At 67.9% G+C, this 24,835-nt stretch carries 21 protein-coding genes; 12 read left to right on the plus strand and 9 right to left on the minus strand.

The window, feature by feature from the left end:
• Positions 1–543: a PadR family transcriptional regulator gene (locus DMB86_RS14190; RefSeq protein WP_113718381.1), complete on the minus strand. Its 543-nt coding sequence runs from the start codon at positions 541–543 to the stop codon at positions 1–3.
• A 278-nt stretch (positions 544–821) separates the two neighbouring features.
• On the opposite strand from DMB86_RS14190, the gene DMB86_RS14195 reads away from it, so the two are divergent.
• Positions 822–1,025 carry a putative immunity protein gene (locus tag DMB86_RS14195; RefSeq protein WP_113718382.1) on the plus strand — a complete coding sequence of 68 codons (204 nt, stop codon included), beginning with the start codon at positions 822–824 and terminating at the stop codon, positions 1,023–1,025.
• 206 nt (positions 1,026–1,231) lie between these two features.
• On the opposite strand, the gene DMB86_RS14200 is transcribed toward DMB86_RS14195, so the two are convergent.
• Complete coding sequence (locus DMB86_RS14200; RefSeq protein ID WP_113718383.1) at positions 1,232–1,771, minus strand: gluconokinase; 540 nt, start codon at positions 1,769–1,771, stop codon at positions 1,232–1,234.
• 229 nt (positions 1,772–2,000) lie between these two features.
• Here DMB86_RS14200 and DMB86_RS14205 point away from each other — a divergent pair, with 229 nt between their 5' ends.
• The 3 genes from DMB86_RS14205 to DMB86_RS14215 all read left to right on the plus strand — a co-directional run bounded on the left by DMB86_RS14205 (position 2,001) and on the right by DMB86_RS14215 (position 6,289).
• Positions 2,001–4,619, plus strand: a complete 2,619-nt coding sequence (locus tag DMB86_RS14205) for an excinuclease ABC subunit UvrA (RefSeq protein ID WP_113718384.1) — start codon at positions 2,001–2,003, stop codon at positions 4,617–4,619.
• A 123-nt stretch (positions 4,620–4,742) separates the two neighbouring features.
• Positions 4,743–5,288, plus strand: coding sequence for a YceI family protein (locus DMB86_RS14210; protein WP_113718385.1), 546 nt, complete (start codon positions 4,743–4,745; stop codon positions 5,286–5,288).
• A 71-nt stretch (positions 5,289–5,359) separates the two neighbouring features.
• Entirely contained in the window at positions 5,360–6,289 is a 930-nt protein-coding gene (locus DMB86_RS14215) for an NAD(P)/FAD-dependent oxidoreductase (protein ID WP_113718386.1), read from the plus strand.
• Between the two features lie 77 nt (positions 6,290–6,366).
• On the opposite strand, the gene DMB86_RS14220 is transcribed toward DMB86_RS14215, so the two are convergent.
• The 5 genes from DMB86_RS14220 to DMB86_RS14240 form a co-directional block, all read right to left on the minus strand.
• Positions 6,367–6,954: a TetR/AcrR family transcriptional regulator gene (locus DMB86_RS14220; RefSeq protein WP_113718387.1), complete on the minus strand. Its 588-nt coding sequence runs from the start codon at positions 6,952–6,954 to the stop codon at positions 6,367–6,369.
• Between the two features lie 66 nt (positions 6,955–7,020).
• A complete protein-coding gene (locus DMB86_RS14225) occupies positions 7,021–8,043 on the minus strand; it encodes an alpha/beta fold hydrolase (protein WP_113718388.1) in 1,023 nt (340 codons plus the stop codon).
• A gap of 238 nt (positions 8,044–8,281) precedes the next feature.
• Entirely contained in the window at positions 8,282–9,172 is an 891-nt protein-coding gene (locus DMB86_RS14230; RefSeq protein WP_227878393.1) for an SDR family oxidoreductase, read from the minus strand.
• Positions 9,173–9,229: 57 nt separating this feature from the next.
• Positions 9,230–10,147, minus strand: coding sequence for a DUF4389 domain-containing protein (locus DMB86_RS14235; RefSeq protein ID WP_113718389.1), 918 nt, complete (start codon positions 10,145–10,147; stop codon positions 9,230–9,232).
• A gap of 108 nt (positions 10,148–10,255) precedes the next feature.
• Positions 10,256–11,323: an NAD(P)-dependent alcohol dehydrogenase gene (locus tag DMB86_RS14240; protein ID WP_335645008.1), complete on the minus strand. Its 1,068-nt coding sequence runs from the start codon at positions 11,321–11,323 to the stop codon at positions 10,256–10,258.
• Positions 11,324–11,437: 114 nt separating this feature from the next.
• Between DMB86_RS14240 and DMB86_RS14245 the strand changes: the two genes are divergently transcribed.
• The 4 genes from DMB86_RS14245 to DMB86_RS14260 all read left to right on the plus strand — a co-directional run bounded on the left by DMB86_RS14245 (position 11,438) and on the right by DMB86_RS14260 (position 16,101).
• Positions 11,438–12,124: a TetR/AcrR family transcriptional regulator gene (locus DMB86_RS14245; protein ID WP_227878394.1), complete on the plus strand. Its 687-nt coding sequence runs from the start codon at positions 11,438–11,440 to the stop codon at positions 12,122–12,124.
• A complete protein-coding gene (locus DMB86_RS14250; protein WP_227878395.1) occupies positions 12,105–14,831 on the plus strand; it encodes a winged helix-turn-helix domain-containing protein in 2,727 nt (908 codons plus the stop codon). The genes DMB86_RS14245 and DMB86_RS14250 overlap by 20 nt, the downstream gene beginning before the upstream one ends.
• Positions 14,832–15,029: 198 nt before the next feature.
• Positions 15,030–15,296, plus strand: coding sequence for a hypothetical protein (locus tag DMB86_RS14255; RefSeq protein ID WP_113718393.1), 267 nt, complete (start codon positions 15,030–15,032; stop codon positions 15,294–15,296).
• 46 nt (positions 15,297–15,342) lie between these two features.
• Positions 15,343–16,101 (plus strand): DUF4386 domain-containing protein, encoded by a 759-nt coding sequence (locus tag DMB86_RS14260; protein WP_227878396.1) that lies wholly within the window; start codon positions 15,343–15,345, stop codon positions 16,099–16,101.
• 29 nt (positions 16,102–16,130) lie between these two features.
• Here DMB86_RS14260 and betT read toward each other — a convergent pair whose 3' ends face one another.
• Both betT and DMB86_RS14270 read right to left on the minus strand, forming a co-directional pair.
• Entirely contained in the window at positions 16,131–18,359 is a 2,229-nt protein-coding gene (gene betT / locus DMB86_RS14265; protein WP_113718394.1) for a choline BCCT transporter BetT, read from the minus strand.
• A gap of 564 nt (positions 18,360–18,923) precedes the next feature.
• A complete protein-coding gene (locus tag DMB86_RS14270) occupies positions 18,924–19,280 on the minus strand; it encodes a DsrE family protein (RefSeq protein WP_129545549.1) in 357 nt (118 codons plus the stop codon).
• A 320-nt stretch (positions 19,281–19,600) separates the two neighbouring features.
• Here DMB86_RS14270 and DMB86_RS14275 point away from each other — a divergent pair, with 320 nt between their 5' ends.
• The 4 genes from DMB86_RS14275 (at position 19,601) to DMB86_RS14290 (ending at position 24,802) form a co-directional block, all read left to right on the plus strand.
• On the plus strand, positions 19,601–21,769 hold the full coding sequence (locus tag DMB86_RS14275) for an HNH endonuclease signature motif containing protein (protein ID WP_171814505.1): 2,169 nt from the start codon (positions 19,601–19,603) through the stop codon (positions 21,767–21,769).
• A gap of 224 nt (positions 21,770–21,993) precedes the next feature.
• Positions 21,994–22,632, plus strand: a complete 639-nt coding sequence (locus DMB86_RS14280; RefSeq protein WP_113718397.1) for a nucleoside/nucleotide kinase family protein — start codon at positions 21,994–21,996, stop codon at positions 22,630–22,632.
• Positions 22,633–22,782: 150 nt separating this feature from the next.
• On the plus strand, positions 22,783–23,985 hold the full coding sequence (locus DMB86_RS14285; protein ID WP_113718398.1) for an SLC13 family permease: 1,203 nt from the start codon (positions 22,783–22,785) through the stop codon (positions 23,983–23,985).
• Between the two features lie 103 nt (positions 23,986–24,088).
• Positions 24,089–24,802, plus strand: a complete 714-nt coding sequence (locus DMB86_RS14290) for a hypothetical protein (RefSeq protein WP_113718399.1) — start codon at positions 24,089–24,091, stop codon at positions 24,800–24,802.
• Positions 24,803–24,835: the final 33 nt, after the last annotated feature.

Consider the following 24,835-nt stretch of genomic DNA (forward strand, 5'->3'; position numbering starts at 1 on the left):
TCAGTCCTGGGCGAGGATCGCGTACAGGCGCCGACGGGCGTCTTCGAGCACGGCCACTGCCTCCTCGACCTGCTTCTTCGTGCCGGTGCGGCCCACCTGGGCCGCTGCCTGCGCGAGTTCGACGCCGGCCTTCGGCAGCGACGCGAAGCCGCCGCCCGACGCCGGTCCCGCTGCCTCCCAGGGTGCCGTGGCACCGGAACCGGCCACTTCCTCCCGGCCGGCCTCCGTCAGCGAGTAGACCTTGCGCCCGTTGGATTCCTCGGCCGTGATGAGACCCTCGTCGGCCAGCAGCTGCAGCGTGGGGTAGACAGAACCCGCACTGGGCTTCCAGCTGCCGCCGCTGCGCTCCTCGATTTCGTGAATGATCTGGTAGCCGTGCATCGGCTGTTCCGCGAGCAGCGCCAGCACCGCCGTCCGCAACTCGCCCCGCCCCGCCCGGGTGCCGGAGCGCTTCTCAAACTTTGACCGCAGGTCCTCAACGGCCTGCCACAGGCCGTCGAAATTGGGGCCGCCAAAGGCGCCGCCCGGGAATGAATTGTGCATCATGCTCTCCTTTATGAATCGCGAACGATACGCAGCGATAGTTAACGATACGTCCGGCGTGGCATGGAAATCCATAGCCCTCCGAGGTGAAGTCTGGAGTTGTCCGGGCGCCAGGCGATAGTTGGCGATACAGTCCGCCGGGGTATCGTGGACCGGCAGCCCTGAACACGCCCACGGCCGCCCGGGGCACTGAGGCATCCGAGCGATTCCAGCGGTGACCGATCATGTGCACGCCGTGCCATCGACAGCGGGCCTGGATCCGAGGCGAGCTGTCCGTGATGGCGTCGCGCCAAAACGCCTTCCAGGCCAATGCGGCCGGACGAGGAGGTCCGGATCCGGCCAAGTATGCCGCCTTGTCCGCGGGCCAGGCGGCCGCGGTGCCCCACGTGGCCGCCCGTGAGCTGGGCGCTGCGGCGTACGCCATCCGGGCGTCCGTACCGGCCGATCGCGCCGCGCGGGCGCGGGCCACGGAGCGGCAGTAGCAGCGCGCGCAGCTCCCCACCGCCATCCGTGACCTTGTGCTCGACGACCAGCGGAACCGCAGCGCCATCTGTTGGCACGCCTTCGACGGTGAGCGGACCCTACAGTACCTTGGACAGGCATGCCTTGGTGCACTCATGCCGCCCTGGCCCACCGACCAGCCCGTGCGCCCGGTGCCCCTTCAGGACATCCCGCGAGCGGTGCCTCGCTATGCCAGGCCCAAGGCATCAACAATATTCCGGGCTATTTCCGCCGGGGCAGGCCCGATGTCGAACCGGGCCCCGGGTTCGTCCGGGCCCGGCCCCTCGAGGTCGGCGAACTGGCTTGCCAACAGCTCCGGAGGCATGAAATGGCCGTGCCGCGTTGCCAGCCGTGCCGCAATGGTCTCCTGCGAGCCGGCCAGGAAAACGAACTCGACCCCGGAGCCCCGGCGGTTGATCACCGCCCGATACGACCGTTTAAGCGCCGAACACGCAATGACGCCGCTTTGTCCCTGGTCGAGGCGCTCCTCAACCCAGTGGGCCACCTTCTCCAGCCACGGCCACCTGTCGTCGTCATTCAGCGGGTGTCCGGCAGCCATTTTGTCGATGTTGGCTTGGGGATGCAGGGCATCGCCTTCCTCGAACGGCCAGCCCAGACGGCCGGCAAGGAGGGCCGCCACCGTGGTTTTGCCGCAGCCTGAAACGCCCATGACCACCAGCACCACGGGTTCGGCAGCACTTTCGTGGACGGGCTCCGGGATCTCCATGCTCCGATCATCGCACCACGGACCCGGCCGTGTCAGGAGTCGCGGCTGCGGACCCGGACGTGTCGGCAGCCCTCAGGAGACCAGGTGGAATCTTGGCGCGGGCAGGCGTCCGCCGCCTGGGCCGCTGGATCGCCGCAGTCCGCAGTCACGCCGTCGGCCGACCGTCAACCGCAGTTGCCGCCGGAGGCAAAGACCACGCGCAGCCGCCCAGTGCCCTAGGGTGGGGACAATGCACACTTTTGACGCCGCCCTGCCCACACAACCGGCCGCCGAGGACGCCCCGGACGGATTCGTCCGGGTGCGGGGTGCGCGCGAGAACAACCTCAAGAACGTCGACGTCGATGTCCCCCGCGATGCCATCGTGGCCTTCACCGGCATTTCCGGCAGCGGCAAGTCCTCCCTGGCCTTCGGGACCATCTTTGCCGAAGCCCAGCGCCGCTATTTCGAGTCCGTGGCGCCGTACGCGCGCCGGCTGATCCAGCAGGGCAACAATCCCAGGGTGGAAGCGATCACGGGGCTCCCGCCCGCCGTGGCGTTGCAGCAGCGCCGCGGCACGCCGAGTGCCCGCTCCTCGGTGGGGACAGTGACCACGCTGTCCAACTCCCTACGCATGCTCTTTTCCCGGGCAGGCGACTACCCGCAAGGCGCCGGGATCCTCTATTCGGATTCCTTCTCCCCCAACACGGCCACCGGCGCGTGCCCGGTGTGCCACGGCCTGGGCACCGCACACACCGTCAGTGAACAATCGCTCGTGCCGGATCCGGCGCTGAGCATCCGGGACGGGGCGGTCGCCGCCTGGCCGGGTGCCTGGCAGGGGAAGAACCTGCGTGACATCCTCAGCCACCTTGGCTACGACGTCGACGTGCCCTGGCGGGACCTGCCGCAGAAGGACCGGGACTGGATCCTTTTCACCGAGGAACAACCCGTCGTGGAAGTCACGCCAAAGCGCGACCGGGTGGAAAAGCCCTACAAGGGACAGTTTTGGAGTGCCCGCAGCCACGTCCTGCACACCCTGGCGGACTCCAAGAGCGCCGCCATGCGCGACCGCGCACTGTCCTTCATGCATTCAGGCCCGTGCCTCAACTGTGCCGGCAGCGGACTGAAGCCGGACGCCCTGGCCGTGACGATCGGCGGCCGCAACATCGCCGCCATGAATGCGCTGCCGCTGACGGAGCTCGCGGCCGCGCTGCAACCGTCCGGCACCGCCGGTCCGCACCCGGACGGCTCCCGGGAGGCCGTTGCCGACGCCATTTCAAAGGACCTGCTTCAGCGCGTGGGTATTCTCCTGGACCTGGGGCTGGGCTATCTCAGCCTGGGACGGGCCACCCCCACGCTCTCCCCCGGCGAGATGCAGCGCCTGCGCATTGCCACCCAGCTCCGCTCCGGGCTTTTCGGTGTGGTCTATGTACTGGACGAGCCCTCGGCCGGACTCCACCCCGCCGACGCCGAGCCCCTGTTGGAGGTCCTGGTCCGGCTCAAGGCCTCCGGCAACACCGTGTTCCTTGTCGAGCACAACATGGACTTGGTGCGCCGGGCCGACTGGCTGGTGGATGTGGGCCCCCGGGCCGGGGACGACGGCGGCCAGGTCCTCTACAGCGGGCCGGTGGCGGGCCTGGCCGAGGTCCAGGAATCCGTGACCCGGCCCTACCTGCTCGGCGGCGCCACGCCGTCGGCCCCCGTTTCCGTTGGCGCCACGGACGGCGGCGGCACCCCGCCTTCCCAGCACCACCGCGCCGAGGGCGACCGCCGCGCCGAGGGTGACCGCCGCGCCGAGGGTGACCGCCGGGCCGCCAGCGGCGGCCTCCAACTCAACGGCATCACGCTGCACAACCTCCAGGACCTTGACGTCACCGTCCCGCTGGGCATCCTCACGTCCGTGACGGGGGTGTCCGGTGCAGGGAAGTCGACGCTGTTGGAGGTGGTCTCCCGCGCCGTCGACGCGCGGCCGCGGCCCGGCGCGGCAGCTGGCCCAGGGCAGCCGTCCGGTCCGGACGCGGGCGCGCAGCAGCTCCCCGTGGCCCGGGTGCCCGGGCTCGAGGTGGTGGACAGGCTGGTCCAGGTGGACCAGCGGCCCATCGGCCGCACCCCCCGGTCAAACCTGGCCACCTACACTGGCCTGTTTGATTCGGTCCGCCGCGAGTTCGCGGCCACGGATGCGGCCCGTGCCCGCGGCTTCACGGCCAGCAGGTTCTCCTTCAACGTTGCCGGCGGCCGATGCGAAAACTGCCTTGGCGACGGATGGGTGGCGGTGGAGCTGCTCTTCCTGCCGGGAAGCTACGGGCCCTGCCCGGTCTGCCACGGCGCCCGGTTCAACGACGAAACCCTCGAGGTGGAATACCGGGGCAAGAACATAGCCGACGTGCTGGGCCTGAGCGTGGACGCGGCCTCCGCCTTCCTGGCAGACATCCCCGCCGCCGCCCGCAGCCTGGCAACCCTGCGCGAGGTGGGCCTTGGCTACCTGCGCCTCGGCCAGCCTGCCACGGAGCTGTCCGGCGGGGAGGCACAAAGGATCAAATTGGCAACGGAACTCCAACGGGCCCGCCGCGGCCACACCCTCTACCTTCTGGACGAACCGACCACCGGGCTCCACCCGGCCGATGTCCGCCTGCTGCTGCACCAGCTCAACCGCCTGGTCGATGCCGGCAACACGGTGGTGGTGGTGGAACATGACATGGACGTGGTGGCCGCTTCCGACTGGGTGCTGGACCTGGGCCCGTCCGGTGGCGCGGCCGGGGGCCGGGTCATGGCCGCGGGCACGCCGGAAGACGTGGCCGCCGACGCCGGCAGCCGGACCGCGCCGTACCTCGCCAAGGCGCTGGCAGGCGGCGGCGCGGGCCACGGGGCGTAGCGTGCCCGAAACAGCCCTGTGATTGCGGCGGGCTCTGGTGCTGCGCGGAACGGTGTGTTTTGCTTGTCTTGGCCCTTGCCGACCGCGCCGGCATTTGTCCATCCGCACCAAAGGAGAACACCCATGACCCTGCCCACAGAACTCACCGAAGGCACCTGGACGCTCGACCTCGCCCATAGCGAGATCGGCTTCACGGTCCGCCATGCAGGCATCAGCAAGGTCCGTGGCCGCTTCACCGAAGCCACAGCCGAGGCCCGGGTGGGCGACTCGCTGGCCAATTCCACCCTGCACGCCGTGGTGAAGACCGCCAGCTTTGACTCCGGCGACGCCAGCCGGGACGAGCATGTCCGCGGCGCCGACTTTTTCGACACCGAAAAGTATCCCGAGATGAAGTTCCGTGCCACCAGCATCGAAGGCTCCGGCGAGGAGTACACGCTGACCGGCGATCTCACCATCCGCGACATCACCAAGCCCGTGGAACTGGAAGTGGAATTCACCGGCGTGGCCGTGGACCCTTTCGGCGCCACGCGCGCCGGGTTCACCGCCGAAACCGTGATCAGCCGCAAGGAATTCGGCCTGACCTGGAACGCCGCGCTCGCGGCGGGCGGCCTGCTGGTCAGCGACAAGGTCAAGATCGAGCTCGACGCCGCCCTGGTCAAGCAGGGCTGACGGCGGCCGCCCAGGGGCGCACCTGACCACTGCACGGCCCAAGGCCGGGAATTCAGGAGAGTCTCAAGGACATGGACAAGTATGACGTCGTGGTGATCGGCGGAGGGGCGGCCGGACTGTCGGCGGCGCTGGTGTTGTCACGGGCCCGGCGCAGGGTCCTGGTGGTGGACTCCGGGATGCCGCGAAATGGTCCCGCCAAACACATGCATGGTTTCCTATCGCGGGACGGGCTGCCGCCCGGGGACCTCCTGGCCTCCGGTCGAGAGGACGTCAAGGCCTACGGCGGGCGCTTTCTCGATGGGACAGCCTCCGAAATTGGAGGGGACAGAACCCAAGGGTTCCGGGTTCAAACATCCAACGGCCAGGAAATTCTTGCGCGGCGGCTGCTCGTGGCCACCGGCCTGCGCGATGAATTGCCGAACATTCCGGGGCTCGGCGAGAGGTGGGCACGTGACGTTCTGCACTGCCCCTACTGCCACGGCTACGAGGTGCGCGAGCTGCCGCTTGGCGTGCTGGGCAGCGGGCCGGACTCGGTACAGTACGCCCAGCTCATCCGCCAGTGGGCCCCCGACGTCGTCTACCTTACGTCTACCGGAACCTTGACGGCGGCCCAGCGCGCGGAACTGGCCGCCCGGGCGATCGAGGTGGTGGAGGGAACCGTCTCTCGAGTCCTGGTCCTGGATGACCAGCTGTGCGGCGTTGAGATGGCGGACGGCCGGACCATCGGCCGCGACGTGCTGTTCGTGCCGCCGCGATTTGTCCCGAACAGCGGGCTTCTTGCAGCCCTCGGTTGCAACGTCGACGATGCCGGGTGGCCCGTGATGGACAGCACCGGGCAGACGACCGTTTCCGGCGTGTGGGTGGCCGGCAACGTGGGCAACCCCCGCGCCCAAGTCATCTCTGCGGCCGGAGAAGGATCCGCCGCCGCCATCGCCATCAACTCCGATCTGGTCGACGAAGACGTCAGGGACGCCGTCAAGGCTTTCAACGCAGGATCCTGACGCCGGAGAATTGCGGCTTGGCTTCACGTCGGCGGCCGAGGTGTCCGCCTCGGCGGCACCAAGGCGTTTCGCCGCGACTACGCGGGAGTTCGGGCGGTGAGGGACTTGATCGTTGCGGGAAGAGCCTTGGCCGCGTCGGACTCGGTTAGCCGACCTGCCCGGATTTCTGCCGCCGCGCCGTGGAGCAGGGAGAAGAAGCACCCGGCGAGCCATTGCGAGGTGAGGTCGGTTCGAAAGATGCCGGCCTTCTGGCCCCGTTCGATCAACGCCCTGACACGCAGCAGGGTGGCGTCATGGTGCTCGCGAATTCGGTCGGATCCCAGTTCATCGTCGGTCGCCGCCAGCAGCCCGTGGAAATTGTCCACGATCCGCCATGAGGAGCGAACGAGCAGGTCGAGCGCTTCGGAGGGGTCGCCGTCGAGGTTCAGCGGCCCAAGTTCCTCCTCAACACGGCGCATCGTTTGGGCCGCGGCCGCGTCGAGCAGTTCCCTGCGCGAAGCGAAGTGGCCGTACAGGGTCACCCGGCCCACCCCCGCCGCCTGCGCGATTTCCGTCATGCTGGCCCTCGCATTGGCGGCAAGGCAGGCCACTGCTGCGTCGATAATTGCTGCGCGATTGCGTTGGGCGTCGGCCCGGCGGTTCTGGCCGGTCGGTTCATCGGTCATGGACTCCAACTCCTCTCAGACGGTCCTGCAAGTTGTACCACCGCCATGGGGCGCATGCCTACGGAGCTACTTTGTGCCGCCGTGGCCCAGGAAGGCGCGGATCTTGTGGGCCATAACGTTGGACTGCGTCCAGTGCAGGTAATGCCCGCCCTTGAGGACAACCAGTTCATGGTGCTTGACGGTGGCCAGCTGGCGTTGGTGCGCGCCGAGCCAGTCCGAATTTTGGTCCATGCTGTCCTGTGACAGGAAGTCGAGCACGGGAAGGCTGTCGGGATACCGAAGATCCCGGAGTTTCGCGGCATTCTCCCCCACCCGGAGGGTTTCGTCGGTGACGGCCTGGTTCCCAAAGGTCCAACTGGTCAGCCGGCGCATTTGTTCACGTTCAGTTTTGGTAAAGCCCTCGCCCCCGGGCTCTCCATAGCCCAGGGCAGTGGCCCAGCGGACCAGGCCCGTGGTCGATGGGATATGTGCCCAAAAGTCGTTCCGGGCCGGGGCCACGGTTGCGGCGGGGGTTTTGCCTGTGGTGGTTTTGCTGGCCGGAACGGTGGGGTCGATGCCGATGACGCTGGACACCTCCCGGGGATACTTGTTGGCGTAGTACAGGGTGTAGAAGCCCCCGATCGAGTGGCCGGCCAAGGTGTAAGGCGTTTTGATGGCGAGTTTTGAGATCACTTCGTGGAGTTCTTCGGTGATGTTTTCCACGGTCCTCGGCCTGGCCTCCGTGCCGCTGTAGCCATAGCCGAACCCTTCGACAACCACTGTTTGGAAGCCGCCCAGTTCCCGGATCAGCGGGGCGAAGTCCAGCGCCGGGGCCGGTGTCCCCAGCCCGCTGAGGAGCACTATCGTCGGACCGGTGTGGCCGCTCCGGGAGACGTTGATGGTGCCTTCCTTGATCTGGACCCTCTCCCCGTAGGGTGCGGCGTGTGCCTTCTCGGCCCCTTCCAAAATGAGGTTTGCAGCGGTGGATGCGAGCAGCAGTGCGGCGAGGGACAGCGCGAGTGCCCCTGCCGCCTTCAGGGCTCGGCGTCGCGGACGCGCGTGGGGAGGCTGTTCGGGGGCCGAAGGGGTGCGGTGGAAGCGGGATGGCATGACAGAACTCCAGGAAGTGGGGGGATATTAGGCGTGCGGTGCGATGTCTCCGCGCTGAAATGCCGTCCGATTTGCCCCTTGCGGGCATGGATAAATCATACAACGGTGTTCGAGTTAATGAAAGAGTCCGGTGCGGCAAGCTTTAAATCCGGCGACACCAACCCGGGTGCGATCACCGGTGCGCCCCCGCCATGGCCCTCGGCCCGGCGCCTGGCGGTTCGACGGCGGCGCCGCACCGTCATCCCGGCTTTGCGTCCCAAGCAGGCGCACCCAGGCCCACCAGGTCCGCGCTGACTCGCCAAAGCCGCGCCGCCGCAGCCTCGTCATAGGACCGGGTGGAGGACTTGCGGGCCTTTCCGTTGGCAAAGTAGCAGCCCGTCACCCCCTCCAGTTCGGGCGCGGACGCCAGCAGAACCGACGTCGCCGCACCCCGCGCCGGGGACTTCATCAGGGGCCGCAGGAAGGGAACCAGCACACGTTGGATGGTGCCGGGATCCTCGGCCCCGAACCGCGTGTTCACCACGCCAGGGTGGAGGACGTTGGCCGTGACGCGGCTGCCGGCGAGCCTTCTGGCCAGTTCGTGGCTGAACATCACATTGGCCAGTTTGGACTGGTTGTAGGCCCGCGCCCCCGAATAGGCGTGTTCGCCCTGCAGGTCGCCGAAGTCAATCCGTCCCAGCGCCTGCGCGTTCGACGCCACCGTCACCACCCGCGCTTTGTCTGCTTCCAGCATCCGTTCCATCAGCAGGTTCGTCAGCAGGAACGGCGCCAAGTGGTTGAGCGCAAAAGTGCGTTCGAGTCCGTCGGCGCTCACATGCCGGGTGTCCCAGCAGCCGCCTGCATTGTTGATGAGGACCTCGATCCGCGGCAGCGCTGCCAGCACTTCCCCCGCCAGGCGCCGCACCTCCGTCTGCGAGGACATGTCCGCAACGAACGCATCCACCTCCCCGCCGCCCGCGGCGCGAATCTCCCGGGCTGCCCCCTCAACCCGTCCGGGATCCCGCCCCACAATGGCCACGTGCGCACCCATCCCGGCCAGTCCGACGGCGGTTGCCCGGCCGATCCCCCCGCTCGCCCCGGTGACCAGCACGGTCCGCCCGGCCATGGGCCCTTTCTGCAGTTGCTTCATGTCATTGCTCCCCTTGCTTTTGCTCCATGGATTCCGTTGCTGACAGTTCCGCCCGGCTCAGGCGGATGCGGGCTTCACCACGCGGACCGGAGGATCGAACGGCCCCTGGTCCAGGCGGAACGGCGGGTACTTGTCTGTCATCAGCGCCACATAGGCCATGGTGCGCAGCGCCCACCGGTTGATGCCCATGAGCAGGTTGAACACGCCCACGCGGTATACGCCCGTGACGAGCAGGATGACGGCGGCAATCAGGACCAGAACGCCCACCAACGAGATGCCCGAGGCCGACGAGGACGCCCATGCACCGCCTGTCAGCAGCGAGACGACCAGCAGTTGCGGCAGGGCGAAGAGCCACGACTTCACCAGGACCTTCCAATGGGACAGGCTCGCCGGATAGGCGACGTCGAAGTCCGCCGGGTAGGGCGTGCGGGCCAGCGTGAATGGCGGGTATTCGTCCGTTCCCAGCACGCCATAGGCGTAAAAGGAGACGCGCCAGTTCCAGCGCAACACGCCGACCGCGAACTGAAACAAGGGTGCCGGATAGCGCCCGGTAAACAGGATGGCCACGCCCGCGGCAACGGTCACCACCGGGAAGGCAACCCAGAGAAAGGCCAGAACGGCATAGTGCGGAATCGCCAGGAACCACTTGACCAGCCACTTCCACCGGGACAGCCCCGGGTCGAGCTGCCCGGTCAGTTGTGCGGGCATGGACACCCCGCTTCCGGTCCTTCCTGCCTCCGTCGGCGCGCCCGGGCTGATGCCCCGGCCGAGCCCGGCGGCTCCAAGCAGGATCAAGGTTGCGCCGAGGGCCATTCCGACCAGCGTCCCGGGAAGGGGAAGGGACGTGCCCAGCGCCCCCAGCGAGGCTGTCCCCAGGAGGATGCCGGCAACGAGTGCGAACATGTGCATCCCCGGCATGCGGCCCGCCGGAGGGCCGGGCTTTGAGGGGGTTTCAAACGGAACTGATGTTGACATGGCTTGCTTCTTTCATGGGGTGTTGGGTGATGGGTGTGCGGGCACGAACCGGTGCCAGGACTGCCGTTGTGCTGCCGTTGCCCGGCTGTTGACGCGCCTGGCGGCGGCCTATTGGGGCGGCAGGATGGTGATGGCGACCTTTCCGCGCGCGTGCCCGGCCGCAAGGTGGCGCATGGCCTCCTGTGCCTGGTCCAGCGCGAAGGACCGCTCCAGGCATGGCTTCACCGCTCCGGCACGGATGAGTTCCGTGAGCTGCTCAAGGTCCGCGGCCCGCTGCTTGGCGGCGACCATGGTCAGCCGCTGGGACATGAACGGCGAGAGGGCCAGCCCGCGCAGCTGCCGGCCCATGCCGGTCAGCTTGCCGCCGTGCTCCCCGCCGCCGACGACGGCGGTTCCCCGCGGTGTGAGCGCCCTGCGGAGCCGGGACAGGGAAGGGTTGCCGGCGAAGTCAAGAATGAGGTCGTAATGCCGGCTGCCGTCGGCAAAGTCTTCCAGGGTGTAGTCAATGGCATGGTCGGCGCCAAGGGAACGCACCAGATCCATTTTTGACGTGCTGCAGGTGCCGGTGACGGTGGCGCCGAACGCCTTGGCCAGCTGGACGGCGTAGCTGCCCACGCCGCCCGAGGCGCCGGTGACCAGGACCTTCTGCCCGGCCCGGACGCGTCCGGCGTCGCGAAGCGCCTGAAGGGCAGTGACCGCCGAGACCGGAACGACCGCCGCTTCCGCAAAGGACAGACCTGCCGGTTTGAGGGCCAGCTTGTCCTCCCGCGCTCTGGCGTAGTCGGCGAAAGAGCCCTTGCCAAACCCGAACACCTCGTCCCCTACCGAATACCGGGTCACGGCCGCTCCCACGGCGGCGACCGTCCCGGCGAGGTCCAGGCCGGCCACTGCGTTTCGCGGCCTGCGCAGCCCCGTGAAAAGGCGCATCACATACGGCCGCCCCGTCATCATGTGCCAGGTGCCCCGGTCAAGGCCCGCGGCGTGGACCCGCACAAGCACTTCGTCGTCCTTGATCCGAGGCCGGCTGATGTGCGTCGTGCGCAGGACGTCCGCGTCGCCGTAGCGGTCCCGCACCACCGCCAGCATCAGCCCCTCTCCCTCCCCCGGGCCGGCGCCATTTCCATTCCACGCCGCTTGTCCATTCCGAACCCGGTTCCTTCCTGCCTTGCCTGCCATGACGATCCCCTTCCATAGTTGGTGGTTTTCGCAAGCCCCCAGCCTTACTTAGTAAGAGAGCATATCGTACAGCGTACGAAAATGCGATAGTGTGGGGCCATGACGGCAGAAAAGATGGCTGAATTTTCCCCAGAGCGCGCTCCCTTGAGCCGCGAACGGGTGCTCCACTGCGCTGTCGAGGTCGCCGACAAGTCCGGAATCGCCGCGCTGACCATGCGATCACTTGCCCAGGCCGTGGGTGTGAAGCCCATGTCGCTGTACTACTACGTTGCCAACAAGGGCGAGATCCTCGACGCCATTGTCGACATGGTCTTTGGCGAGATCGACACGCCCTCGACCGAGGTCGACTGGCAGACCGCAATGCGGCAGCGTGCCGGCTCGGTCCGCCAGGCGTTGCGCCGCCACCCCTGGGCCATTGGGCTGCTGGAGTCCCGCACATCGCCCGGGCCGGCGACGCTGCGCCATCACGACGCGACCCTCGGCGTGCTCCGGAATGCCGGATTTTCCGTGGCGCTGACGGCCCACGCCTACGCGTTGCTCGACAGTTACATTTACGGATTCGCGCTGCAGGAGGCGTCGCTTCCGTTCAACGGTGCGGACACGGCGTCGGACGTCACCGAACCCATCGTGGCCCTGTTCTCAACAGGCGACTACCCGCACCTCGTTGAAATTGCCGCCGAACACGTGCTCCAACCCGGCTACGACTTCGGCGATGAATTCGAGATCGGGCTTGACGTCATCCTCGAAGCCCTCGCCCGGTGGATACCCAAGGACTTGGGCCGTGGCAGCCCCGCTGCTTGAGACCAAGCTGATCGTCCCCCTGCGACGGCGCTCCGTGGTGGCGCGGCCAAGGCTCGGCGAGCGCCTGGACCGTGCCGTTGAAACGACCCTGACCCTCATTTCGGCACCAGCCGGATTTGGCAAGACGACCGTGCTCACGGAGTGGCTTGCGGGCCGTGCTGACCGTGCACGGCCCGCCGCGTGGCTTTCGCTTGACCCGCGCGACAACGATCCTGTCCTGTTCTGGACCTACGTCATCTCCGCACTGGGGAGGGCGGCACCGGGAATTGGGGCAACTGCGATCACGCTGCTGCAGGCCCCGGCCCCGCCCATCGAGTCGGTCCTTTCCATGCTGCTCAACGACGCGACGTCCACTGATGGCGACATGGTGCTGATACTCGACGACTACCACGTCATCCACTCACGCGCGGTGCAGGAAGGCATGGACTTCTTCGTCCAAAACCTGCCGCCGCAGCTGCACCTGATGATCGCCTGCCGCGCAGACCCGGCCCTGCCGCTTGCACGCCTGCGCGGGCGCGGCGACCTGGTGGAGCTCCGGGCAGCAGACCTCCGTTTCACTGAGGGGGAAACGGCTGAGTATCTCAATGGCGTGATGGGGCTGGCACTCGATGCCGACTGCGTTGAGGCCCTGGACGGGCGGACCGAGGGCTGGATCGCCGCCCTGCAGCTGGCAGCCCTTACCCTCCAGGGGCGGAACGACGCGGCCGCGTTCATTGCGGAATTCACCGGCGACGACCGGTTTGTTGTGGACTATCTGGCCGAGGAGGTGCTGGGCGGGCTGCCGGCGGACGTCCGGGGCTTTTTGCTGGACACCTCCATCCTGGAGCGGCTGGGCGGCCCGCTGTGCGACGCCGTTACCGGCCGGACCGGGGGTCAGGCCACGCTTGAAGGGTTGGAGCGGGGGAACGTGTTCGTGACACCCCTGGATGGCCGCCGGAGCTGGTACCGCTACCACCAGCTCTTTGCCGACGTTTTGCTGGCCCGCCTGACCGGCGAACAGCCGGACCGCGTTCCCGAACTGCACCGCAGGGCCAGCGCATGGTTGGAACAGCATGGGTGGCCCCGCGCTGCCATCCACCATGCCCTGGCTGCGAAGGACTTCGCGCGGGCGGCCGAGCTGGTGGAACGCGCTGTCCCGGCCATGCGCCGGAGCCGAAGCGAGGGAGCACTGGTCAGCTGGTTCAGGCTGCTCCCGGAGGACTTGTTCCGCACCCGCCCCGTGCTCAGCGTCGACTTTGCCGGGGCGCTGCTCGCCGTGGGTGAGACGGCCGGCGTCGAAGGCCGGCTGCGGGACGCCGAGCGGTGGCTGAAGCCCGGGGCGGGCGGCCGGTCGGAAACCCTCGCACCGGTCCCGGAAATGGTGGTGGTGGACGAGGAGGAATTTCACCGGCTCCCGGCAGCCATTGGCCTTTACCGCGCCGCGCTGGCCCTGACGAGGGGCGACCCGGCAGGCGCGGCGTGGCAGGCAAGCCGGGCCCTCGACGCATCGCCCCTGGACGACCACCTCGGCCGGGCCGCCGCGTCCGGATTGTTGGGGCTTGCGGCCTGGACCAGCGGGGACCTGGCCTCCGGCATCCGTGGCTACGAGATCTGTGTGGAGGGACTGAAGCGGGCCGGACACATTGCCGACACTTTCGGCTGCACGGTCGCCCTGGCCGACCTCCGGCTGGCACAGGGCCGCCCCAGCGAAGGCATGCGCACCTGCCGGCAGGCCTTGGCGGACGCGTCGGGGCCGGAGGGGGAAGTCCTCAGGGGAACGGCGGACCTGCACGTCGCCATGAGCTCATTCCTCCTTGAGCGCAACGACCTGCCCGCAGCCATGGCGGAATTGCAGCGGAGCCGGGAGCTGGGCGACCACAGGGGACTGCCACAGAACCCGTACCGCTGGCGGGTCGCCATGGCCGGGATCCGGGTTGCCGAGGGTGACCTGGGGGGCGCCCTTGAGCTGCTCGATGAAGCGGGCCGTGTCTACGTCAGCGACTTCTTCCCGCCGGTGCGCCCCATTCCCGCCCTGAGGGCGCGGGTCCTGGCCGCCCAGGGCCTGCTCAACGAGGCGTTTGGCTGGGCACGCGAACACGGCATAACCGCCGGGGACGAGCCCAGCTACCTGCGCGAGTTCGAGCACATCACCCTGGCCAGGCTCCTCCTGGCCCGCCATGCCACGGAAGGGAGTGCCGCCGCACTGGCGGAATCGGACAGGCTTCTGGCACGTCTCCTGCAAGCGGCGGAGGACGGGCGGAGAGCGGGGAGCATCCTGGAAATCCTGGTGCTGCAGGCGTTGGCGCAGCGGGCCAACGGCGACCTTCCGGCGGCGCTGGATTGCCTGCAGCGGGCACTGGCACTGGCCGAACCGGAGGGGTATGTCCGGCTCTTCGCAAACGAGGGCGCCCCCATGGCATCCCTGCTCGCGACGGCAGCCAAGCAGGGAACTTCTCCGGCCTACGCCCGCCGGCTCCGTGCAGCCGCGGGTGCCGAGGAGACCCCTGTGCAAACGGGCTTGATCGAGCCGTTGAGTGACAGGGAGCTGGACGTGCTCCGGCTGCTGGCAACGGAGCTGGACGGACCCGACATTGCCCGCGAGCTCATGGTGTCGCTGAACACGGTGCGCACCCACACCAGCCACATCTACGCCAAGCTCGGCGTCAACAGCCGGCGGTCAGCGCTCCGGCGGGCCAACGAGCTTGGCCTGCTGCCCCGCAACGGGTAGGGCAAAGTCCGGCAGGCCGCCGTCGTACCTGAGAACGGTGGGCGCCCCGCAACAGTGGCCAGGGCCGCGGCCAAGTCACCACATTAATCACCACACATGGTGATGCCCGCTCACCATTCGTGCTTCTACCTTTGGATCACATCGAGGAACAGCCACCCTGGCACCGATCCAACCAGCCGCCACAGCGAAGGGAGCACCATGGGCCACCTGCCAAACAGCGGCCGCCACGGTGGCGGATGGTACGAGATCCGCTTTGAGGGCCATCTCGATCCGCGCTGGTCGGCCTGGTTTGACGGCATGGCCCTGAGCAACAACAGCGACGGGACCACGGCGATCCGCGGACCCGTCGCCGACCAGGCCGCCCTTCACGGCCTGCTCCAAAAAGTGCGCGACGCCGGCCTGCCGCTCGTCTCGCTCATCCCGGTCGACCCCGACCACCCACAGCCATCGGCCGCCACACCCTGACCGGCGACACAACCAAGTGCCCCAATCCATCCAGGAGACAACCATCATGACCATCACCGACCGCACCCCCGCGACACGACGCGCCCCCATGAGCCCGACGAGGAAAATTTCACTGGTCGCCGGCGCGCTATATCTGCTCACCTTCGTTTCCATCCCGACCCTGGCCCTGTACGGCCCGGTGTCGGACCCGAACTTCATCACTGGGGCCGGCCCGGACACGCCCATCATCATTGGCGGCATCCTGGAGATCATCGTTGCCCTGGCCGGCATCGGCACCGCGGTGGCGCTTTTCCCCGTGGTCAGGCGGCAGAATGAGGGACTCGCACTGGGCGTTGTCGCAGCGCGCGTCTTTGAGGCGGCGGCCATGTTTGCCGGCGTCGTGTGCCTGCTCGCCCTGGTGACCCTGCGCCAGGCCGGCCTCGGGGCAGGTTCGGTGCCCACCGGCCTGGCGCTCGCATCCCTGCACAACTGGTTCTTCATGGCCCAAAACCTCATGCCGGCCGCGAACGCCCTCATGCTCGGCACCCTGATGTACAAGTCCCGCCTGGTGCCCCGGGCGCTTCCCATCATGGGATTCATCGGGGCGCCGCTGCTGATCGTCTCTACGTTCGCCACAATCCTCGGCCTCAACGAGCAGGTTTCGGCCTGGTCGGGACTCTCCGCACTGCCCGTGGCGGCATGGGAGCTTTCGTTGGGGATCTGGCTGGCCTTCAAGGGATTCAAGCCCTCCCCCATCACCGCCGGAATGGACGCGGCGAAGGGCGCAGCCCGGAACCCGGCAGCGTACCGCCGCGCAGCCAGCTAGGACGCCGCTGACGGCGGGCCGCCGGAGGCTTATGCCTCCCCCGGCCCGCCGTCGTCGTCCTTCAGGTGCGCGCCTGGCACCTTGGGGATGGACTCCGTGGGAGGCGGAGGGGGTGTGAGCAGCGAGGCGTAGTCGTGGTCGCTGGAGTACTGCAGGAAGGACAAGTGTGCCTCGTAGCGGTCCAGGACGTCGTTGATGACCTGCTGGTCGGTCAGGCCCATGAGGTCGTAGCCCTCGGTGCCGGTCTGGGTGAAGACTTCCAGCCGATAGTACACGTCGATCTGGCGGGACATGCTGCGCCCTCCGAACATCGGCACCGGCGCCTCCACGGCGGCCACCTGGTAGTGGAAGTTGCGGTGGTCCTCCATGTTCACCACCAGCGTGTACTCGTCAATCCCGGTCTCCGCGTTGGGCGTGGCGGCGAGCTCGGCGTGGTAACCCAACTGCTTGAACTCGTTGGCCACGTCCGCCAACGCCGGCTGCACAACGCGGTCCACGAACTGCGCAACCGCCTTGTTGGACGGGTAGGAGCGCAGTCGCGCCAGCCGCTGGCGCCATGTTTTCTCCGGCGCCTGCCCTCCATGGGCCGCCACCGAACGACGGCGCATCACCTGGCCCTCCCGCTCGGCGCGCTCCATGCGCAGCACCTTGGAGAAGGAGGCCATGACCAGGTAGGCGATGACGGTCACCGGCAGGGCGAAGATCAGCGTGGCATACTCCATGGTTGCCACGCCACCGGCCACCAGCATGGCCACTGTGAGGATGGCCGTGAGCAGCGCCCAGAAGATGCGCAGCCACTTCGCCCCGTCGACGGAAGGATCCGGGATGGACGAGGAAAAGTTGCTCATCACCATGGCACCGGAGTTGGCGCTGGTCAGGTAGAACAGCAGTCCGGACAGCGTGGCCAGGCCGATCAGGAACGGCGCGCCAGGGAACATTTCCAGCAACGAATACCAGCCGTGCTCGGGGCTCTTGATGGCCTCCTCGGCGAAGGCCTTGTTGCCGCCCAGGACCTCGCTGAGAGCACTGTTGCCGAAGATCGAGACAATGAAAAAGTCGCAGAGCACCGGGGCCGTGATGGCGGCGATGACGAACTCCCGCAGCGTGCGGCCGCGGGAGATGCGCGCCAGGAAAAGACCCACGAACGGCCCCCAGGCGAGCCAAAAGGCCCAGAAGAACAAGGTCCAGCCGGCCATCCAATCGGCCCCGCCGGATTCGTAGGCGAAGGTCTGCAGGGTCCGCTCCGGAAGGGTGAAAATGAAGCGGCCGATGTTTTCCACCATGGCGTTGAGCAGGAAGGAGGTCTTGCCGGTGACCAGGATGTACAGCATCATGGCCCCGGCCGCCCACAGGTTCAGCTCGGAAATCACACGGATGCCCTTGTCCACCCCGGACGTGCACGCGGCCACGGTCATGATCACGGCCACCACCACCAGGGCGATCTGCAGCGCCAGCCCCTCCTGCAGGCCGAACAGCCAGGCGAAGCCCACGTTGAGCAGGACCACCCCGATCCCCATCGACGTGGCCACGCCGAACACGGTACCCACCAGGGCGAAGATGTCGATGACGTCCCCGGCGGCCCCGCGCACCCGCTTGCCCAGCAGCGGGTAGAGTGCCGCGCGGATGGACAGGGGCATGCCCCAGCGGAAGGCGAAGTACCCCATGGCCATGCCAAGCAGTGCGTAGATCGACCAGCCGGCAATGCCGTAGTGGAACATGGTCCAGATGACCGCGTCCTGCGCCGAGGCGGCGGTCTGGCCGGTGCCCGACGGCGGCGACATGTACTGCGTGACGGGCCCCGTAACGGAGTAAAAGAGCATGTCGATGCCCACGCCGGCGGCGAAGAGCATCGCCACCCACGTGAAGAGGTTGTACTGCGGACGTGAGTGGTCCGGGCCCAGTCGGACGCTGCCCTCCTTGGAGAAGGCGACCCAGAGCACGAACAGGACCACGAGGGTGATGGTGAGGACGTAGTACCAGCCCAGGTTCGTGGCAATCCAGGTGACCACCGAGTGCATGGTGTCCTTGGCGTGCGCGGGCATGACCATGGCCCAGACGGAAAAGGCAAGGATGATGGCGGCGGAGATGATGAAGACGCGCCAGTTGACGCGCGGCTTGCGGTCCTCGACTAGTTCGGCGGCACCGGCGAGCTCGGCCGGACCCCTGCTCAGCTCGCTGCTGGAAATGGGCGGACGGTTTTCTTCCGTCTCCTGCGGCCTGCGTCGCTCCTCCACGCCGAACCGGCTGCGCTCGACCATCGCCTTGGGAGCATCATACCTGCCCTGTTTTGCGTCGTCTGCGTCAGCCAATCAGTTCTCCCTCACATCAGTTCCGTATGTCGCGCCTGGCCGCACGGGCCTCAGGTAGCCAATGGTAAGCCACACCCGAATGGCTCTGGTATTTCCTTGGGAAGGATCACAAGGCGGCGGGACTGGCCGCCGCGGCCGGGGCGAGTGGCCCCTGGGAGCCAGCCGGCCGACGTCGCACCTCCTCGGTGTCTGGGCCGGCGGGACCGTCTCTACCTGGGCAAGGGGATCTTCGGCGCCGGGAACGTGGCCCGTACGTTGGTCTTCCGTCGTTCGCCGCGATGGGGGGATGTTTGGGCCGGACAGGGTGAACGGACCGCCGGGCCCCATCGTCCACGGTCCCGGCGGCAACGTCCCCAACACGTGGTCCATCGACATTCTCGGCAGGCAGATCCAGGCCACCGGGCCGTGCCGAACGCGGCAGGCTCGGGCACCCAGGCCCGGTGCAGGATGGCTGGGCGGTCCTCCGGGCCCGACGCGGCGGTCGGCTGGTTGAACCTGACGAAACCGCGGCAGCTACAGGCGGACGTAGGCCCAGCGATCCCACTGCCGCCGGGCGAGATGGACGACGGCGGACGGGACCGGCGTGACTCCCGGCAGCAGACTGCCGCTGCCCACGGCCGCGGCCCTCATGCTGTTTTCACAGGCGAGGACTGCCACGCCGCGTTCCAGGACGGCGGCAACGGGGGCGGCCAATCCGCCGTCGGCCGTCAGTCCGGCGACGGCCGGGCCCTGGACGACCATTTCAATCGCGGCGCCGGGCAGGCCGGCGGCGGCATTCAGGGCGCTGCGGAACACGCCCGCCACCTCCTCGCCACTCTTTCCAAAAGCGTGCATGAGCAGGCCCTGCGGAGCCTCAGTGTTCTCAGCCATGGTCGAGCCCTTCTGCTTCTCCACTCGACCATACCAGCGTGACCACCGCGCCGGCGCTCGCGTCGGCAGACTCGTCCAGATCGCATGGGCGCTGGCAGACCGGTGGCCGGGGCCGTCGGACCTCAGATGATGAGCCTCGAAACCGTTGGGTGGGCTGGTCGCATGCCGTGGTTGAGCCGGCTGGTTGCGGTGATCCGGCATGTTCCCGCCGTCTCCGGGACAGTGGCGTTGCTTCCTCCACAGGCAGGGCTGCACTCCAAATAGCACACATGTTCTAATGATCATTACTTTTGTCAGTGGCACCCGTTAGTGTTGTGGGTATGGAAGCAATGGCGGGGAGGCCGGGCAATCCCGGTTCCACACAGGACGGCAGGGACGCCGGCGGGCATGTCCGCCGGCTGATCGCCCTTGCCGAGGCCTTGACCCGCTCCGCGGCGGCGGCTTCCACGGCCGCCATCGGCGGCCCGGGCGTTGCGGGAGCCGACCCGGGCACCTTCGGCCCGGGCGTTGCGGGAGCCGACCCGGCCACCCCCGGCCCGGGCGTTGCGGGAGCCGGCCCGGGCACCTTCGCTGCGTCCGGGTCCGGGCACGTGGCCGCGCCCGCTGCCGGGCCGGCCGCCGGGCCGGCCTCCGGGCCCGGGTCCGGCGCAGCGGCGCCCGGGGCGTGCGCGCCGGTTGACGGTCGGCGCCTCACGGCCCCGCTGGGCATGGACATGGGGTCCCTCAGCGACGCCCAGGCCGTGTCCTGGGCGCAGGAACTGGAGCACCTGGGCGCCTTCCTGGCCGCTTTGCAGGTCCAGGCCGCCGGGGACCTGGCCGGGCGGGTGCGCGCGGGACGCTTTGACGGGGTCAAGCTCCCCACGGACCTTTTCGGCACCAGCCTGAAGCTGGGCCGCAGCGAAGCGGGGCGGCGGCTGCGCCTGGCCGGGAAGTTCCTGCCCGCCACCGACGAACTGACCCTGGCCACCACCCCCGCCGCGCAACCAGTGGCAGCGGCACCCTTCTTCGCCGGCGAACTCTCCCTTGAGCGGGCACTGACCGTTTCGCGCTACACCGAGGAAGCCCGCCACCTCGCCGACGGCGGCCGGATCCCCGCCCAGACCGCCAGCGAGGTCGAGGAAACCCTGACCGGCTACGCCCGCGCCATGGACCCCGACTCCCTCGCCCGGGTCGGACTCCGGGTGGTGAACGTGCTCGATCCCGACGGCCAGCAACCCACCGAGGGAGAACTGCTGGCCAAACAGGGCATCACCTTCCGCCAGCCACGCCGCGGCCTGGTCCACTTTGAAGGCTGGGCCACCGTGCCCCAATACGAGACCTGGATGGCAGGCATCGGATCCGCCGCCAACCCCCGCCAACACACCGACCCCGGCGCGGACCCCGCATCCGGCAACGGCGGCACCTTCGAATCCACCCGGGCTGGGGATGACGTGATGCCCGGGCAAATGCTCCTGGACGGCCTCCTCACCCCCAGCGAAAAGCCTGAAGTCCAGGACACCCAAGACACCCAAGACAACCAGGACAACCAGGACGACCAGGACACCCAGGACGGATGCGGCGGCGAAGGCGGGGAAAACCCGGGCGGCGCAGCCTCCCCGTGGCCACCGGCAGGCCAGGGCCCGGCCCCGGACTGGGCCCAGGAACCCGGCAGTGCAACCGGCAGTGCAACCAACGCGGACGGCAGTGCAACCAACGCGGACGGCGGTGCAACCAACGCGGACGGCGGTGCAACCAACGCGGACGGCGGTGCAACCAACGCGGACAATGAAACCGCGGCGCCGTGGCCACACCTGGTCAACGGCATCCAGGTGCCCGAGCCCGGCTCCGATGAGGAACTTCCCGAACTGGACCCGATCGACCCCGCCTGCACCAATCCCGTCGTGGCAGATAGGCGCACCCGCGCCCAAAAACTCCTCGACGGCACCATCGACGGCATCAAGCTCGCCGCCCGCACCGGCAGGCTGCCCATGAACGGCGGCCTGAAACCCCAACTGTTCATCTCCACCACCGAAACCGACCTCCAACGCCGCACCCGGTGCGGACAACCCGGCGGCATCGCCTTCCTGCCCTACAGCGGACCCCAGCCCCTGGCCCTCTTCACCACAGAACTCTGCGACGCCGACGTGACCACCATGATCCTGGGCAACGGCCAGGACATCCTCAACGTCGGCCGCACCCAACGCCTCTTCACCGCCGCACAACGCAAAATCCTCATCGCCCGCGACAAGGGCTGCACCTTCCCCCACTGCCGAAGAACAGCCATGACCACCGACGCCCACCACATCGTGCCCTGGGCCGACGGCGGCGAGACCAACATCTCCAATGCCGCCTTGCTCTGTACCGTGCACCACCACGCGGTCCACGACGGCTCCTGGAGCGTCGAACTCATCAACGGCACACCCTGGTTCACCCCCAGCTACAAGATCGACCCCACACGAACCAAACTCCGCAACCCCTACCACCACGGCCTCCCCACCACCGGAAGCTGACCACCACCGTTCAAACCCTGCCTGCGCCCCGGGCACCGGGACCCAGGTGCCGCGACTAGAAGCAGCAGACTAGGACGACCAGCGCAAAGAGGCCGCGACCAGCACGGCAAGAAGCAGCGGACCTTACGACCCCGGCCAGCCCGCGTGCCTACACCGTGGATACTGGAACGGCTGGGTTCCGTTGCCGGCGAACGGCCCCTTGACTACCTGAGGACGGAACGACCATGACGACCGCTGTGCACCTCGGTGACCTGATCAGCAGCGCCGCAGCCCTGACCGCCGGAAGACACCGCGCGGTCCTGGGCATCACTGGCGCGCCCGGTGCCGGAAAATCCACCGTGGGGAGCCGAATTGTTGACGCTCTTGGTCCGGAGAACGCCGTCCTGGTGCCGATGGACGGCTTCCACTTGGCAAATTCGGTCCTGCTGGCCATGGGCCTCCGACAGGTCAAGGGCGCCATCCAAACCTTTGACGACGCCGGTTACGCCACCTTGCTCCAGCGCATATGCGGGCAAAGACCCGGCGAGGTCATCTACGCCCCCAGCTTCAACCGCGACCTCGAAGAACCCATCGCCGGCAGCATTCCGGTCCGAGCGGAGGTTCCGCTGGTGGTGACGGAGGGCAACTACCTGCTCGCAGAATCGGGCGCGTGGCCCTCGGCCCGCGCCTGCCTCATGGAATCCTGGTTCCTCGACCCGGACCGGGCATGCAGGCACAACTGGCTCATCGCCCGCCACATGGATTACGGAAAGTCGGCTGAAGACGCGCGCTCTTGGGCCTTGGGATCCGACGAGGACAATGCCAGACTCATCAAATCCATGGCCCACCGGGCGGACCGGGTGCTGCGGGTGAAGGGGCTGTGACTTTCTCTGTCGGCACCGCAACCGAGCCCACGGTCCGTTCCCTGATTCACGGCCATGACGCCGCTCCGGTCCACGGCCCAGCCGTCCCAATCCATGACCATGACGCCGCTCCGGTCCACGGCCCCAGCCTGCCGGGAATAGACTCCTTGAATGCGGTTGTCGATCACGGGAGCGGTTCTGCTGGCGGCCGGCGCCTTCGCCGTCCTGACCGGCCTCCTTCCCTTGGCCGACGTCACCGCACTGGTGGCGCGGGTGGCGCCGATCCTGCTGTTTGTGGTCTCGATGACCGTCGTGACGGAGCTGGCCAGCGAGGCCGGCATTTTCCGGTGGGTGGCCCGCCGCTTCAGGAGCTGGGGCCGCGGACACGCCGTCCTGTTGTGGCTGCTTGTCGCCGCATTTGCCACCGTCTGCACCATCTTCTTCTCACTCGACACGACGGCAGTGCTGCTGACGCCCGTGGTTGTCACCGTGGCCCGGCAGGCCGGCCTTCCGGCGCTGCCATTTGCCCTGACCACGGTGTGGCTGGCCAACACCGCCAGCCTGCTGCTCCCCATATCCAACCTGACCAACCTGCTGGCCGAGCACGAGATGTCCGGCACCAGCCCGGCCGGGTTTGCCGCCCTCATGTGGGCGCCAGCCCTGGCCGCAGTCGCGGTGCCGCTTCTCTTCATCGGCGTTGTGTTCCGCTCAGCGCTCCGAAAGCGCTATGACCGCATCCCTGTGACGCGTATCCGGTCGGCGGAGACCGCCTACGTCGGAATGGTCCGGCTTCCCGCCACGGACAGGACTTTGTTTGGCACCTGCGCTGCCGTGCTAGTGATGTTGCTTCCGGCCTTGGTGTCCGGAGTAGCGGTCTGGATTCCGTCCACGGCTGCCGCCGTCGTGCTGGCCGCCGTCTTTGCCGTACGACGGCGGCAGTCCCTGAAGTTCTCCCTGGTACCTTGGCCGCTGCTCCTGTTCGCTTCAGGACTTTTCCTGGTGATGGAAACGGTCAGGCACCTCGGCGCTCCGGTGCTGCTGGGCCAGCTCACCGGCGCGGGCCATGGAGCCGTGGACCTGCTGCGCCTGGCCGCGACGGGGGCAGTCGGCGCCAACGTGCTCAACAACCTGCCTGCCTACCTACTGTCGGAGCCGGTGGCAGGGACACCGCAGCGCCTGGCAGCCCTGCTCATCGGAGTCAACGCCGGCGCGCTCATCACGCCCTGGGCTTCGCTGGCCACCCTCCTTTGGCACGACCGACTGATGCGCATGAATGTCTTGATCACCTGGAAGGGGTACGCGCTCTTCGGGCTGGTCGTGGCACCCCTGACCGTGGTCGCCGCCGTAGCGGCGCTGGCGCTGGCTCAGGTATAGGCGCACTGGACTCCATGCACGAATGGGGGAGCCTTCCCACTTCCGCACAATCAGGCGAAGATGAAAAGAAGCAACCACCCCTCACATGGAAAGTACCTGCCCAATGCTCAGCCTGCAGGACATTGACGCGATCGTCCTCTCCGGCGGCATCGTCGTCGCTCCGAACGGGGAGAAAATCGGCTCCGTAGAGCAGATCTTTACCGGCGGCGAATCAGGAGAGCCGGTTTTCGTGACCGTCCGAACCGGCCTATTCGGCATGTCCGAATCCTTCGTCCCGGTCGACGGCGCCACCTTGGAAGGTTCCGTCATCACAGCGGCCTTCACCAAGGACTTTGTGAAGGACGGTCCCCGCATCGACAGCGACCGCGGTACCATCACCGACGCTCAGGAACAGGAGCTTTACCGCTATTTCGGGCTCAATGCCGTTCAGGTGGCAACGACCACCGGCGACGGCGCAGGAAAGCATTCCGCGGATGCCGACTTCGCGGACGACTCCCGGGCGGTCGATGCCTTCGCCACGGACCAGTCCCAGCCGGCTGGTGCAGCGGACGAAGGCAGGGACCAGGTGCGACCGGAGCATCCGCCTGCCGGACCGCCCCTACCACCTCGCCTCCACCAACACGTACCCGCTCCCCCGCCACCGGGACACCACCTGCCCGCGCCACCGCCTGAACCCCACCCGGCACCACCGGGGCCCCGACAGGCTCGGCCACCGGAGCCACCGGGACACCACCTGCCCGCGCCACCGCCTGAACCCCACCCGGCACCACCGGGGCCCCGACAGGCTCGGCCACCGGAGCCACCGGACCGCCACTGATTGGCCTCAACGAGTCATTGGATCATTTTGATG

The organism is Arthrobacter dokdonellae, from assembly GCF_003268655.1.
In the GTDB taxonomy this organism is placed as follows: domain Bacteria; phylum Actinomycetota; class Actinomycetes; order Actinomycetales; family Micrococcaceae; genus Specibacter; species Specibacter dokdonellae.

Bases quoted from the DNA above. Each gene is read 5' to 3' on its own strand.
- DMB86_RS14190 (WP_113718381.1), bottom strand. From the start codon at position 543: ATGCACAATTCATTCCCGGGCGGCGCCTTTGGCGGCCCCAATTTCGAC.
- DMB86_RS14195 (WP_113718382.1), top strand. From the start codon at position 822: ATGGCGTCGCGCCAAAACGCCTTCCAGGCCAATGCGGCCGGACGAGGA.
- DMB86_RS14200 (WP_113718383.1), bottom strand. From the start codon at position 1,771: ATGGAGATCCCGGAGCCCGTCCACGAAAGTGCTGCCGAACCCGTGGTG.
- DMB86_RS14205 (WP_113718384.1), top strand. From the start codon at position 2,001: ATGCACACTTTTGACGCCGCCCTGCCCACACAACCGGCCGCCGAGGAC.
- DMB86_RS14210 (WP_113718385.1), top strand. From the start codon at position 4,743: ATGACCCTGCCCACAGAACTCACCGAAGGCACCTGGACGCTCGACCTC.
- DMB86_RS14215 (WP_113718386.1), top strand. From the start codon at position 5,360: ATGGACAAGTATGACGTCGTGGTGATCGGCGGAGGGGCGGCCGGACTG.
- DMB86_RS14220 (WP_113718387.1), bottom strand. From the start codon at position 6,954: ATGACCGATGAACCGACCGGCCAGAACCGCCGGGCCGACGCCCAACGC.
- DMB86_RS14225 (WP_113718388.1), bottom strand. From the start codon at position 8,043: ATGCCATCCCGCTTCCACCGCACCCCTTCGGCCCCCGAACAGCCTCCC.
- DMB86_RS14230 (WP_227878393.1), bottom strand. From the start codon at position 9,172: ATGAAGCAACTGCAGAAAGGGCCCATGGCCGGGCGGACCGTGCTGGTC.
- DMB86_RS14235 (WP_113718389.1), bottom strand. From the start codon at position 10,147: ATGTCAACATCAGTTCCGTTTGAAACCCCCTCAAAGCCCGGCCCTCCG.
- DMB86_RS14240 (WP_335645008.1), bottom strand. From the start codon at position 11,323: ATGGCAGGCAAGGCAGGAAGGAACCGGGTTCGGAATGGACAAGCGGCG.
- DMB86_RS14245 (WP_227878394.1), top strand. From the start codon at position 11,438: ATGGCTGAATTTTCCCCAGAGCGCGCTCCCTTGAGCCGCGAACGGGTG.
- DMB86_RS14255 (WP_113718393.1), top strand. From the start codon at position 15,030: ATGGGCCACCTGCCAAACAGCGGCCGCCACGGTGGCGGATGGTACGAG.
- DMB86_RS14260 (WP_227878396.1), top strand. From the start codon at position 15,343: ATGACCATCACCGACCGCACCCCCGCGACACGACGCGCCCCCATGAGC.
- betT (WP_113718394.1), bottom strand. From the start codon at position 18,359: ATGGTCGAGCGCAGCCGGTTCGGCGTGGAGGAGCGACGCAGGCCGCAG.
- DMB86_RS14270 (WP_129545549.1), bottom strand. From the start codon at position 19,280: ATGGCTGAGAACACTGAGGCTCCGCAGGGCCTGCTCATGCACGCTTTT.
- DMB86_RS14275 (WP_171814505.1), top strand. From the start codon at position 19,601: ATGGAAGCAATGGCGGGGAGGCCGGGCAATCCCGGTTCCACACAGGAC.
- DMB86_RS14280 (WP_113718397.1), top strand. From the start codon at position 21,994: ATGACGACCGCTGTGCACCTCGGTGACCTGATCAGCAGCGCCGCAGCC.
- DMB86_RS14285 (WP_113718398.1), top strand. From the start codon at position 22,783: ATGCGGTTGTCGATCACGGGAGCGGTTCTGCTGGCGGCCGGCGCCTTC.
- DMB86_RS14290 (WP_113718399.1), top strand. From the start codon at position 24,089: ATGCTCAGCCTGCAGGACATTGACGCGATCGTCCTCTCCGGCGGCATC.